General features: G+C 39.2%; 10 protein-coding genes. 5 read left to right on the top strand and 5 right to left on the bottom strand.

Going from position 1 to position 11840, the window contains the following annotated elements:
• Window positions 1–451: 451 nt before the first annotated feature.
• Entirely contained in the window at window positions 452–1780 is a 1329-nt protein-coding gene (locus GNE10_RS24070; RefSeq protein WP_185567317.1) for a hypothetical protein, read from the bottom strand.
• 204 nt (window positions 1781–1984) lie between these two features.
• Window positions 1985–3058 carry an undecaprenyldiphospho-muramoylpentapeptide beta-N-acetylglucosaminyltransferase gene (gene murG, locus GNE10_RS24065; RefSeq protein WP_185567316.1) on the bottom strand — a complete coding sequence of 358 codons (1074 nt, stop codon included), beginning with the start codon at window positions 3056–3058 and terminating at the stop codon, window positions 1985–1987.
• Between the two features lie 84 nt (window positions 3059–3142).
• Between murG and GNE10_RS24060 the strand changes: the two genes are divergently transcribed.
• Window positions 3143–3973, top strand: coding sequence for a nuclear transport factor 2 family protein (locus tag GNE10_RS24060; protein WP_185567315.1), 831 nt, complete (start codon window positions 3143–3145; stop codon window positions 3971–3973).
• A gap of 877 nt (window positions 3974–4850) precedes the next feature.
• Here GNE10_RS24060 and GNE10_RS24055 read toward each other — a convergent pair.
• Window positions 4851–5477 carry a YdeI family protein gene (locus GNE10_RS24055; protein ID WP_185567314.1) on the bottom strand — a complete coding sequence of 209 codons (627 nt, stop codon included), beginning with the start codon at window positions 5475–5477 and terminating at the stop codon, window positions 4851–4853.
• 67 nt (window positions 5478–5544) lie between these two features.
• Here GNE10_RS24055 and GNE10_RS24050 point away from each other — a divergent pair, with 67 nt between their 5' ends.
• The 3 genes from GNE10_RS24050 (at window position 5545) to GNE10_RS24040 (ending at window position 7885) form a co-directional block, all read left to right on the top strand.
• On the top strand, window positions 5545–6195 hold the full coding sequence (locus tag GNE10_RS24050; protein WP_185567313.1) for a DNA-3-methyladenine glycosylase: 651 nt from the start codon (window positions 5545–5547) through the stop codon (window positions 6193–6195).
• A 151-nt stretch (window positions 6196–6346) separates the two neighbouring features.
• Window positions 6347–7351: a DMT family transporter gene (locus tag GNE10_RS24045; RefSeq protein ID WP_185567312.1), complete on the top strand. Its 1005-nt coding sequence runs from the start codon at window positions 6347–6349 to the stop codon at window positions 7349–7351.
• A gap of 327 nt (window positions 7352–7678) precedes the next feature.
• Window positions 7679–7885, top strand: a complete 207-nt coding sequence (locus tag GNE10_RS24040) for a hypothetical protein (RefSeq protein ID WP_185567311.1) — start codon at window positions 7679–7681, stop codon at window positions 7883–7885.
• 186 nt (window positions 7886–8071) lie between these two features.
• Here the strand turns inward: GNE10_RS24040 and GNE10_RS24035 are convergent, their stop codons facing one another.
• Together GNE10_RS24035 and era are read right to left on the bottom strand one after the other, a co-directional pair.
• Window positions 8072–8701, bottom strand: coding sequence for a response regulator transcription factor (locus GNE10_RS24035; protein ID WP_185567310.1), 630 nt, complete (start codon window positions 8699–8701; stop codon window positions 8072–8074).
• A gap of 333 nt (window positions 8702–9034) precedes the next feature.
• Complete coding sequence (era, locus tag GNE10_RS24030) at window positions 9035–10009, bottom strand: GTPase Era (protein ID WP_185567309.1); 975 nt, start codon at window positions 10007–10009, stop codon at window positions 9035–9037.
• Between the two features lie 583 nt (window positions 10010–10592).
• On the opposite strand from era, the gene GNE10_RS24025 reads away from it, so the two are divergent.
• On the top strand, window positions 10593–11675 hold the full coding sequence (locus GNE10_RS24025) for an ATP-dependent 6-phosphofructokinase (protein WP_099066049.1): 1083 nt from the start codon (window positions 10593–10595) through the stop codon (window positions 11673–11675).
• Window positions 11676–11840 lie beyond the last annotated feature (165 nt).

Raw genomic sequence — 11840 nt, 5'->3', positions numbered from 1 at the left:
GCCGAACCAACCTATGTATAAGCGGTTGTTGGTGCTGGTTATCCAGTTGGCGAAGCGACCCCATACGTTGGCGCTTTGGCGCTGTTGAATGGTTGCTGTCATTGTTTTATGATTGCGTTTGAATTTATGTATGTATCAGGCGGTTTTGTTTTCACCTGTGAGTATACTTTACACTGCTTTACAAAAATTAATCAAGTGCTGTGAATTTTGCAGAGTCAATGGCAATGATTACTTTTACTTATTGGTTAGCTTACGAAGTACAGTTCCTCAGCAAGTAGTGGTATGCGTTGGTGGAGGTCTAAGGGAACTCCAAAAAATAAATCATTACGATTTAGGTCGTTGACTGTTCACTGTCAACGGTCAACAGTCTTCTATAGAATATTTTTTTACTTGTAAGTCCCTAAAGCCTCCAGTCCCTGTTCCCTGTTCCCTGTTGACTGTTCCCTTTTACTTACTTTTTCACCAAGAAATATGCTGTAGCATAATCAGGTAATTGGGTGACATACTGACCAAATTCTTTTTGATTCTTAAAAATGCCTGCCAAAAAATCGAGTTGATAAAGATTGGGTAGAAATGCTCCACCTGTATCAGCCATCACTCCCATTTGCAGATGTTTGCGACCTCCCCTAGTCTGCTCAATCACAATTACTTTGCCTAAACCAACGTTGAGAACATCTCCAGCAAAGGTGACTCCTGGTTTGATGGAAATTTTCGCATCTATTTTGTATCCGTAACCTTTAATGGCATCAACTTCTCTAAAATACCAATAACGCTTTTGCGCTGTTGGTTTCAATCCACGGACATAAGCCATGCCATTATTTCTATCTACGTTAAAAAATGCCTTATAACCATCTGTAAAATTAATCAGAACTGTTCCCTGCATCAGTGCTTCTTCTAAGCCAGTTCTGGTTAAATAAGCAAGACTTTGAACTTTGCCATATTCTCGACCCCCTGGTTCGTAAATACCTGACAAAACATCTTGTTTTGTGTATCTAGTGTAGAATTTATCGCTATTAGAGTTGTCTTTGAGGCTATAAATTCCTGTATTAAAGGTAGAGGTTTTCTTACGAGAACCACTATGAGTAAAAACGGCGTATTTAGTAATTCTTAATTGTTTTTGTTGTTTATTTTTGGGGTTATAGGCAGTCCATTTAATAACTCGAAAGTTAGCATTAATAAATTTTGGGTCTTGTAAGCGACTAGCTCGACGGTTAGCAATATCTTCTTTTAAAACTGCACTCATGAAGTCCAAAGTTTTGAGGACATCTTGGATTGTAATTCCTTGAGTAGCAAGAATTCCTGTACGCTGAATATCTGGGTCTTGGGAAGCGTATTCTTGAAAATATTTTCTAGTATTGACAAGAACAGTTAATAAATCTGTTTGATTGAAGTTAACCTTATTACCTGGGAGTTTGACTGAAGAAAAAACTTGGCTGCCTTTAACGCTATATTTATATTTTTTAAATTCATCAACCACTGGATAGGATGTAGATGCAGCTAACAAATCCTGTGAAGATGAAGGGAAATTTTGCTTGTCTGTTTTTTGTGGAGCTACAAAAGAATTTTGAAAGCTGGAGGTGAGTGTATGAGGAACTTGATTTGAAGTCAAAGAAATATGTGGTTGCAGTAAGGCAGAATTTTCTTGTTGAGTCAAGCCTTGTGCTTGTGTCGTGAGGTATTTAGTTTTTGATTGAGTATATAGATAGCTACTGGCTAAACCTACTAGTAATAAACCAGCGCAACCCACTGTGAGCCGGAATTTTTGGTTAAATAATACCATTTTCGTTTTGATTTTAAATGTTGAAGTATAGCAGGCAATAGGCTGGCAAAAGTTTTTTGGTATCTGGGTTTTAAGGTAAGTTTTGATTTTAAAACTATACTGCAACCGCTTTATACAAGAGTTAATAAATTAGATTTTGGGTGATTTATCTGCCACCATCGCTTTTCAAATTGAAAATAAATTTGTATTTTTAATTTTCAATTTTTAGGTTTCTACTACCTCACGCACTAACTGTGCCAATTTTTCAGCACTATCTGGAACTGCGATCGCCTTTGCTTTTTCCCCCATCTTGACTAACTCTTGGGGCGAGTGCAATAAATTCAACACATTACTTTGCAATTGTTGTGCTGTCAACTGTGATTGCTTGAGGGTTAAGGCTGCTCCTGCTTTGGTGAATACTTCTGCATTGTAGGATTGGTGGTCTTCTGCGGCAAAGGGATAAGGAATCAAAATCGCTGGAGTTCCACAAATTGCCAATTCTGTCAAGCTACCAGCACCAGAACGACTAATGGCAATGGTAGCCCGTCGCAACAATGCCGCCATATTGTTGTAAAAAGGTAAAGCAATGTATTGTGGATGTTTGAGGCTATCGGCATCGGGATCGCGATCGCCAGTTAAATGTACTACATAAACCCCAGCATCAAACCAAGCGTTTGCACATTCGCGCACTAATTTATTGATACCAACTGCACCTTGGCTACCACCAAAGACGACAATTAAAGGAACACCATCGGGAATAGCTAAATCAAGCGGTGTATTGATTCCACCATCGAGAAACTGCGCCCTGACAGGAGTGCCAACGCAGACATTTTTAGCACGGGGTAAATACTTAATAGCAACTTCAAATCCCAAGGCTACCACACTACACCAAGGGCCAAAAAAGCGAGTTACTTTACCTGGCAAAGCGTTAGATTCGTGGAAAATCACCGGTAAACCAAGGGAACGCGCCGCAATTACCGCAGGGCCAGCAATATAACCGCCTGTGGTAAAAACTCCTTGAAAATTTCCTTGTTTGAGAATTCGCCTTACTTGGAAAATTGAACCTGCAAGTCTGGTTAAAGTGCGAAGGGAAGAAATGCCAAACCCTTGCTGAAACCCTTCAACTGCAATAGTATTCAAGGGGTACTCTTGAGGGACAAGTTCAGTTTCTAGGCGATTGGGTACTCCTAGCCACTCTATTTGATAATCTGGCAGTTTTTCAGCTAGTGCGATCGCTGGAAACAAATGTCCACCAGTGCCACTGGCAGCTATTAATAATTTTATCGGTGCGTTTGCCATCAAACCTCTACCGTTTAGCGTCTAGGTTAACTAAGATAAAGCAATTTCCTTACCTTCTCTAATCAAATCAGTAAATTCTCACCAATGACTAACATTTTAGTGAAACGCCAACTTAAATTATCAACCAGCATCGGGCTGATTTCATTCCTGTTAACACTTGGTTTAACAAATGCTTGGCAAGAAACTCAAGCCACTACACCACAGCAATTAGTCCAAGCAACTACAACCCCAAATGCACCAGCCGAACTGAAAAACCTCCTAGCACAGGTTGATGCTGCTGCCAGCAAGGGCGATATTAAAGGGGTGTTACAGTTTTACGCGCCGAATTTCACTCATGGGGATGGGTTAAATCTCCAAACCTTGGAAAAATCCCTAGTTTCACTTTGGCAACGATATCCAAAATTGCAATACAGTACTAAACTACTGTCTGCAAAATCCGAAGGTAACGCCATTATTGCCGAAACAGAAACTAATATCCTTGGTTCACCCTCTGCTAACAGTAAAAATTTAGCTTTAAATGCCACCATCAAATCGCGTCAACGCGTCGTTGGTGGCAAAATAGTCCGCCAAGACATTTTGTCAGAACGCACGCAACTTACCTCTGGAAGCAATCCGCCACAAGTTGATGTGAAATTACCACAACAAGTGAAAATTGGACAAAAGTATAATTTTGATGCCATCGTTCAAGAACCACTTGGTGATGATTTTCTCTTAGGAACGGCCCTAGAGGAACCCATTCGACCAGAAAAATATCTCAACCCTACATCGGTGGATTTACAATTGCTCACATCTGGCGGAGTCTTTAAAGAAGGACAAGCACCATCTCTTGCTGGTAGCCAATGGATTTCTGCCGTAATTCTACGGGGTAATGGAATGACGATGGTAACTCAGCGGTTACAAGTAGTGAACAAGTAGTTAAGGGAACTCGAAAAAATAAATTATTCTGCTTAAAGTGTTGACTGTTGACGGTTCACAGTTAACAGTCAACACTCAAAAGTCTTCTATTGAATATTTTTTTAACACTCCTTCAGATGTCTGAAAGTTGCGACTTTAAGATAAATTCTTTTATTACCTATGATAGTTACTAATACTCACCTGAGTAGGCGAAAGTAGTGGAGGAAATCGCTGAGGTAAATATACTTAGTAACTGAGGTTCAAAGCATGGACTCAACAGGTAAGGGTCAAATCGTGGACTCGTCCTGGCATCTTCCACTACCGTTGAAAGAGTATGCAATGAGCCGAGTAACTGTCTACTTTTATAGCGACGGGTGGGTTCCAATTAAATATTGCTCTTTAAAAAAGGCAATTTTATTGTGCCACAAAGCAAAACAAGAAGGTGTCGAAATTGTAGTATTTCCTACTGATTTAGATCCTAATCAATTCTCAACATCTTTTAATTAACATGCATTTAATTCAACCATTTTGGAAAAAACTTTGTCATTAATGAATTCATTATATAGGCGTACATCGGTACGCCTTTATTTATGAATCTTACTCAATTGTAAAAGTCATTTTTTTTGTATTTTAAGTAAACAGACTAAATTAAACCTAACTCGATATCGCCGGGTTTCGGCTGCATTCAACCCTCTTGGAATCAGCTTAGCGAGCATTGAGCGTACCCTTCTCTTGTCTACGAGACGCTAAGAGCGAACGAGACGCTACGCGAACAGGATCTTGCTTGGCGTAGCGTCTCTCCTTGGGAGAAGTCGAAATGCGTCTTGTAAATAATTGTGTCCACCTACTTAAAAATATAATTTTAATTCAAATTAACTAACATTTGAAAAATTCAACGTCACAACGGGCTTTTATTCTGTGCTGCGGAATTAACAATTTGTTCGATTCTTTTCAACCTTGTTTGTGGACGTTTAGCACTCTCAATCCAAAAAAGGATATTCTTTTTGGATGAATTACTCAATGCTTCAAAATAATCTTTAGCAGTTTTGTTTGCTTCTAATGCCTGATTTAAATCTGAAGGAATAATTAATGCTTCAATGGCATCTAAAGAATTCCACGAGCCATTTTGTTTTGCCATTGCAATTTTGTCTAGACCTGCTTTCGCAATCAAACCTTGTTCGATAAGTTCTTCAATATATTGTTTATTTAATTTTGACCACACACTTTTGGGTTTTCGAGGTGTGAAAATTTGCATATAACGTTCTTCATCTAATGATTTGACTTTACTATCAATCCAACCAAAACATAAGGCTTCTTTTACTGCTTCGCTATATCGAACACTTGGTTTACCACTTTTGACTTTGTAATAGATGAGCCACACTCCAGAAGAAGTAAGATGGTTTGTTTCTAACCATTTTCGCCATTGTTCGCGGCTATTGGGGCAAAAAGTGGGGAACTCATGATTTAGTTTCGATACACCAGTATTCTGAGTTTTGATTGGATTTATGTTGGAATTTTGCTGCATTTGCTTTGCGTGAAAGTTGATACATTAGTAATTACTAGATATGAGACTTGTTTAAAACATGACTCAAATGCCTGAACTAGAATCGCTGACTGAAGAAAGTTTTAGCCGTGGTTTAATGGTGCTTGCCAATCTTGATAGCGATTTGGCTCAGATTTTAGAAACACTGGGGCCTCCACCAATATGGTCAAGAGAACCGGGTTTTGCAACCCTTGTGTGCATAATTCTGGAACAGCAAGTTTCCCTAGCTGCTGCAAAAGCTGTATTTAGACGTTTATCTGGAATTGTTGTAACATTGACGCCTGAAAATTTTCTCACATTAGATGATGCTCAATTAAAAGGGATTGGATTCAGTCGCCAAAAAATTTTATACTGTCGTGGGTTGGCGGATGTCGTCGCCAGTGGTGAACTTGACCTTGGGAAGTTCTCAAAAATGGACGAAACTGCTATCAGAACTCAATTAAAACGTCTCAAAGGGATTGGAGATTGGACAGTTGATATTTATTTACTCATGGCATTGCAACGTCCTGATGTCTTTCCCAAAGGGGATTTAGCATTAGCGATCGCTTTACAAAAGCTGAAAAACCTAGAGACACGTCCAACACCAACACAATTAGAAGCAATGACCCTACACTGGCGACCTTGGCGAGCGATCGCTGCAAGACTTCTCTGGCACTATTACCTCAGTAATGCCAATAGTAATAAACTCATAGGCGTCTAAACTGTACTTTTTTACGTATTCGCGCAGCCCAGCATCTCCCATAGGAAAAGACAGTCTTTTACCCTTTATTATCACTAAATGACCAATCACTAATGACTAATGACCAATGACCAATTGAAAATTGGCAGTTTGTTTCATCAATAATAATCAAATGGTAGAAAATAAATTAAGCCTAAGACAAGAAAAATCTGATAAAGCTTCAAACATTCTGCCGATAATAACAGTCATAAGTGCATTATTAGCTTTATCTACAACGGCAATTTTTATTAAAATTGCTGTTAGCCAAATGAGTGCTGTTGCTACATTATTTAATCGCTTGTGGATAGCAACTATTATCTTTGGATTATGGAGTGGAATTAACCAAGTAAATACTCAAATTAAAGATGATAAACCAATTTTACCAGAGCAGCGTTATGCAATTAAAGAGATATTATTCTTAGTAGGCGTGGGTTTGGTTCATGTCTTGGGTCGATTATCTTGGACTTGGGCGCTAACTCAAACTGGCGCTGCTAATGCTAACGCCTTGGGTAGTCTCAATCCCATATTCACTACATTGGGTGGATGGCTATTTTTTGGTCAAATTTTTGGGCGCAAATTTATCATCGGTTTGATTTTGGCTGTAGTGGGTGCCATTGCTGTTGGATTTGAAGATTTATTGCGCTCTAATAATAATATTACTGGTGATGTTGTTTCCGTCATTTCATCGGTTTTTTATGCGGCAAACTTTTTACTGATCGAGCAGATTCGTAATAAATTTTCAATTCTCACTATACTGGTGTGGCGTTGTGCGATCGCAACTTCATTGATGATACCAGTAGTTTTAATCTTTGAAAAACAAGTTTTCCCAGTTACCTTATCAGGGTGGTTAGTAGTATTTGCTCTAGGTGCGATTTGTGAAGCTTTGGGTCATGGCCTGATTGTATACAGCTTGAAAACTTTTTCTTCAGGATTCATTTCATTACTACTGTTACTAAATCCAGTGATTGTGGCGATTCTTGCTTGGATACTGTTTTCGGAAAATTTGAGTATTTTTAATTTGCTAGGACTGGCTTTAATTATAGGAGGTATCTATCTAGCAACTTCTAATAAAGAATCAATTAAATCTAGCGTTAACAATACCATGCAGGATTCCACGCCATCGTCCACTACTAATTAATTTTTAATCCTTGTCATGTTATTTTTCAGGCTGTTGAAGTAAATACATGAATTAATTTTATTAGGGGGTGTAACCCTACACCCCTTAATATCTATGTCTTTAGATATAGAAAAATATCAGTGATAAATGTTGAATGTCAACTCCAGATAAACAACAGCCTGGACACTAAGATTTCACTAATGATTTAAGACTGCTGTGGCTATATCACAGCAGTTTTTGTTTGTAGGAATTATAAATTCACAAATGTTGAGATAGTAAATTTCTGGAAACTACATTGTCTCATTTGTAGAAAATATTAGTCGATCCTACAAAGTTGAAAAGGAATTTATGATTAGTCGAACTTTGGATTTTATTTTTATCGATAGCTTTGCGTTTTTGATTAACAAAACACTAGGTTTAGTACTGAGTACTAAAATTTGCAATTACTCATGGGAAGGAAAAGCACAAGAGTTGTCGGAAAAAGAACAGGGAGATACTGAGCATCTACACCAAGTTTTGATATCACAAGACGTTGAACGCGGACATCAAAACTAAATAGATAGATGAATAAACAGATAAATCACTGGACTTTAGACTCGCAATTTTGGATTTTGGATTAAAACTTCAAAATCCAAAATTTCAAACCACAGAGGACGCAGAGGACACAGAGAAATAAGAGTTTCGGAGAGTTTTTGTGTCAGTGCTATCAATATTTAGTCGTTAAAGAGAATTATCAGGTAATTAAACTAAACCTGAACGCAATGCAACTACCGCCGCTTGTACGCGATCGTCCACTGCTAATTTATTCATAATTCCTCGGACATGAGTTTTAACGGTGTTGGGGCTGAGATAAAGTTTTTGTGCAATTTCTGGGTTGCTCAATCCGTCTACCATGAGTTTTAATACTTCTAATTCACGCGCAGATAAATTGGCAGTGTTGTTGGTAGGTGAAGGCGGTTTGAGGTTGTCAATTACTCGTCGGGCAATTTGCGGATCGAGATAAGCTGCACCATCAACTGCGGCAGCGATCGCATTTAACAATCGTTCCACACTTGCACCTTTAATACAATATGCATCTGCACCGCTAGATAGGGCTGCAATAATTTCTGTCTCCGTTTGATGGGATGTCAACATCACTACATGAGTTGCAGGTAGCGCGGCTTTAATTTGCTGCGTCGCTGCAATCCCATCCAATCGTGGTAATCCAATGTCCATAACCACCACATCTGGTTTGAGTTGCAGTGCAGCTTGCACCCCCAAATACCCATCTTCAGCTTGTCCAACAATTTCCAAATCGGGATGAGCCATTAAAGATTGCTCTAATCCCAGTTGCATCATTGGATCGTCTTCAACAATTAATACTTTTAACATAAATCTAAGAGTTAAGAGTTAGGAGTGAGGAGTTAGGAGTTAGGAGTTAGGAGTTAGGAGTTCAGAGTTAAAAGTTAGAAATTAATAGTTACGAGTTAGGACGTTGGTGAGTCAAAATATGAAATCTTGAATTTGTACTTGACATTTTAAACAATTATCTTAGTTCTAAAATCCAAAAAATTAATTGCTTTAATCCAAAAAACCTACCTATGACAGCTAAAAATGGAGAGTTGCCTAAGTCTCTAACTCCCAACTCCTAACTTCATTAACTCCTAACTCCTAACTTTTAACTTTTAACTCCTAACTTCATTAACTCCTAACTCCTAACTTCTTTTATTCTTCCACGCGATAACCTAACTCAGCTAAACTTACCCGCGATTGTCGCCATTTTGGCTCGACTTTGACGAATAGTTCTAGGTAGACTTTGCCGGCTATTAATTTTTGGATTTGTTCGCGGGCGGCGCTACCAATTGCTTTGAGCATTGAACCGCCTTTACCAATGAGTATGCCTTTTTGGGAATCGCGTTCGACGTTGATGGTGGCTAGTACGCGGGTGATGTTGGGAGTTTCTTCTACTTGGTCAATGGCGATCGCCACTGAATGGGGTACTTCTTCACGAGTTAAAAGTATAATTTGTTCTCGGATTAATTCGCCCATTATAAAGCGTTCTGGCTGGTCGGTTACCAAGTCTGGCGGATAATATAACGGGCCGATTTCTAAATGTTGAATTAATAATTGTTGCAGTTGTGGTAATCCTGCGCTTGTCTTGGCGGAAAATTTGACGATTTCCCATTCATGGGACTTGGCCATCTGGGCGTAACTATCATCTAAAAACTGCGAATCGGCTGGTTGTTGGTCGATTTTGTTCAAACCCATAACTACTGGTGTTTGGCTGCGACTGAGCAAATCGGCAATGTAGCGATCGCCTGCTCCACAGACTACCGACCCATCTACCACAAACAGCACTACATCTACAGATTCAATGGCTATTTTGGCATTTTGCACCAATACTTCCCCTAATTGATGGTGCGGCTTATGAATTCCTGGTGTATCTACAAATATTAACTGCGCCTCTGATGTAGTTAAAATCCCTCGCAAACGGTTACGTGTGGTTTGCGCTACTGGTGATGTTATGGCTATTTTTTGCCCTACTAATTCATTCATCAAAGTAGATTTACCGACATTTGGCCGACCGATAATGCCGATAAAACCTGATTTAAAATCAGGAGGAGCCACAGGGATTGTTACTTCTCCTGAAAAAGAGAAGGTGTAATTATCAATACTAGTCACCTTTTGCTCCACCTTCATATTTTTAGAGTTGGAATAACTTGGTTGTTTCTCGATTTCAAAACAGACATAGAATCACCCTAGCATTTTCGGGGATTACTTTTTGAGGTTTAATCTACTACTAGCTGCACACTCATATTTTACAGCTGGGGTCAGTTAGTTGTCAGAATTCAGAATCCAGAATTCAAGAGTAAAACTGGAAACGGCAGCAAGTAACGCCTGAAAATGGTTAAAAGATTAGGTCACTATGGATAGTTGACTTTGTTCAAATTTATTAAGTTGAAGTTTGAAAGTCGGATAAAAAAGTTCATAAATTTTGACTCCTGGATACTGAATTCTGAATCCTTAGATGCTTGACTTTCTTCAAATTTATAAAAAAATCATATATTCTGACTCCTGAATTCTGACTCCTGAATTTTGAATTCTGACTTCTGACTTCTAAGTTATGAATTATTAAAGATAATTTTGTTTTTAAACATAAAAGCAACATAAAATTACCTTTGCATTTACAGTGAGAGGTTTGTTTAGGTTTAATCTATTACTTACTCAGGCTTAAGTTTAATAGGCTAGTAGATATATTTGGATCAAAATGTCAAGAAAAGATATGGTAGAACCCAAACGCATTGGAATTCTTACCAGTGGAGGAGATTGTTCTGGCTTGAATGCTGCCATTAGAGCTGTAGTAAATTGTGCTGTGAATACTTATGGCTGGGAGGTTTTGGGAATTCATCAAGCAACTGTGGGATTAATGGCGCGTCCGCCACAATTTACAAACTTAGAAATAGATCGAGTTGATTCGTTGTTAACTGCGGGTGGCACAATGTTGGGAACAACTAACAAAGGCGATCCTTTTGCTTTTCCAATGGCAGATGGATGTGTATGCGATCGCTCCCAAGAAATCATTGCAGGTTATCATCAACTAGGTTTAGATGCTTTGATTGGTATTGGCGGCGATGGTAGCTTGGCAATTCTCCGCCGCCTCGCACAACAAGGTGGTATTAATTTAGTTGGAATTCCCAAAACCATTGATAATGATATTGGCATTACCGAACATGCCATTGGTTTCGATACAGCAGTCAATATTGCCACGGAAGCATTAGATCGGTTACATTTTACCGCTGCCAGTCATAGCCGAGTCATGATTTTGGAAGTCATGGGGCGTGACGCCGGACACATAGCCATAGCGGCGGGAATTGCAGGCGGAGCAAATGTAATATTAATTCCAGAAATTCCCTACACAGTTGAACACATTTGCCACAAAATTAAAGAACGCCAAGAGAAAGGCAAAAATTATTGTTTAATAATTGTTTCTGAAGCTGTTCGCACTCAAAATGGCGAAAACCTGACGATTACAAATCGCTTAGGTCAATCTCGATACGGTGGAATAGGTGAATATTTAGCTGATGAAGTTATTCAGCACATTGGTGTAGAAACACGAGTCACTGTTTTAGGACACATTCAACGCGGTGGGACTGCTTCACCATTGGATAGATTAGTGGCCACAGCCTTTGGTGTAGCCGCAGTTAACCTGATTGCAGAAGGTAAATACGACCGTATGGTAACTTGGCAAAATCGCCAAGTATTAAGCGTACCAATTACAGAAGCGATCGCTCAATATAGCGCCGTCGATCCCAACGGAACTTTAGTTAAAACTGCCCGTGGTATGGGTATTTATTTGGGAGATTAGGGCATTGGGCATGGGGCATTGGGGAATGAACCGGAACGTTGAGGTTTTGTAGTGGCGTGTCAAGGCTAAAATGTCGCAATAGATTTTATTGTGGGATGGGTGTCCTCACCCGTCCGGGCGGGCAGGATGCCCACCCCACAAGAGTTTACTAATGCACTATTTTAG

This window comes from Nostoc sp. 2RC (assembly GCF_014222165.1).
In the GTDB taxonomy this organism is placed as follows: Bacteria; Cyanobacteriota; Cyanobacteriia; order Cyanobacteriales; family Nostocaceae; genus Nostoc; species Nostoc linckia.
Note: the sequence above shows the minus strand (reverse complement) of the source record. Positions and strands in the feature narration are given on the sequence as shown.

What these genes read in the sequence shown, in the direction of transcription:
- murG (WP_185567316.1), bottom strand. Translation starts at nt 3,058, where the DNA reads ATGGCAAACGCACCGATAAAATTATTAATAGCTGCCAGTGGCACTGGT.
- GNE10_RS24040 (WP_185567311.1), top strand. Translation starts at nt 7,679, where the DNA reads ATGATTAGTCGAACTTTGGATTTTATTTTTATCGATAGCTTTGCGTTT.
- era (WP_185567309.1), bottom strand. Translation starts at nt 10,009, where the DNA reads ATGAAGGTGGAGCAAAAGGTGACTAGTATTGATAATTACACCTTCTCT.
- GNE10_RS24070 (WP_185567317.1), bottom strand. Translation starts at nt 1,780, where the DNA reads ATGGTATTATTTAACCAAAAATTCCGGCTCACAGTGGGTTGCGCTGGT.
- GNE10_RS24025 (WP_099066049.1), top strand. Translation starts at nt 10,593, where the DNA reads ATGGTAGAACCCAAACGCATTGGAATTCTTACCAGTGGAGGAGATTGT.
- GNE10_RS24050 (WP_185567313.1), top strand. Translation starts at nt 5,545, where the DNA reads ATGCCTGAACTAGAATCGCTGACTGAAGAAAGTTTTAGCCGTGGTTTA.
- GNE10_RS24035 (WP_185567310.1), bottom strand. Translation starts at nt 8,701, where the DNA reads ATGTTAAAAGTATTAATTGTTGAAGACGATCCAATGATGCAACTGGGA.
- GNE10_RS24060 (WP_185567315.1), top strand. Translation starts at nt 3,143, where the DNA reads ATGACTAACATTTTAGTGAAACGCCAACTTAAATTATCAACCAGCATC.
- GNE10_RS24045 (WP_185567312.1), top strand. Translation starts at nt 6,347, where the DNA reads ATGGTAGAAAATAAATTAAGCCTAAGACAAGAAAAATCTGATAAAGCT.
- GNE10_RS24055 (WP_185567314.1), bottom strand. Translation starts at nt 5,477, where the DNA reads ATGCAGCAAAATTCCAACATAAATCCAATCAAAACTCAGAATACTGGT.